Source organism: Synechococcus sp. R55.7, assembly GCF_047461955.1.
GTDB lineage: Bacteria > Cyanobacteriota > Cyanobacteriia > Thermostichales > Thermostichaceae > Thermostichus.
The window spans coordinates 1-684 of sequence record NZ_JANSIC010000474.1; the positions used below are offsets into that span (position 1 = coordinate 1).

Annotated in this window: 1 protein-coding gene; it reads left to right on the forward strand. The window is 63.6% G+C overall.

Annotated features, from left to right (window positions below; all coding sequences use genetic code 11):
• A partial coding sequence (locus tag NW820_RS13215) for an efflux RND transporter periplasmic adaptor subunit (protein ID WP_414407752.1) occupies positions 1–639 on the forward strand: 639 nt, incomplete at its 5' end.
• Positions 640–684 lie beyond the last annotated feature (45 nt).

Here is a 684-nt window from a genome sequence, read left to right on the forward strand (position 1 = left end):
GCTCCCTTTGCCGGCATTGTGGGGGATGTTTTGGTGCGGCAAGGGGACTACGTGACGCCTCAGACGGTTTTGACCACCTTGACCCAAACCCAGGCGCTGGAGCTCAACCTCAACATCCCGTTGCAGCGGGCCCCCCAGCTGCGCATTGGCACGCCGGTGCAGATCCTGGATAGCCGCGGCGAGGTGATCGGCAGCAGCCAAATCTCTTTCATTGCTCCCGAAGCCAACGCCGCCACGCAATCGGTGCTGGCCAAGGCTCTTCTGGAGAACCCTGCCGGCCAGTTGCGCTCGGCCCAGTTTGTGCGGACTCGGGTCATCTGGGAGGAGCGGCCGGCCTTGCTGGTGCCGGTGACGGCGGTGGCCCGCTTGGGGGCGCAAACCTTTGTCTACACGGTGCAGACAACGGAGCCGCCAGCAGAGGGCATGCCCCCGGGGGCGGTGGCGGTGCAAAGGCCGGTGCAGCTGGGATCCATCTACGGAAACAGCTATGAGGTGCTGGAGGGTTTGGAGGCCAATGAGCCAATTGTGCTGAGCGGCCTGCAGAAAATCCGCGATGGCGCCCCGATTGTCGATGAGGTGCTTTTTCAGCAGAGGATGCAGCCACAAGGGGGAGGGAGACCTCCTGGATCCCCGCCCTAGGTCCTCTCTCTCCGGCGGTTTCCCAACTCAGCTATCCCCTTTCAC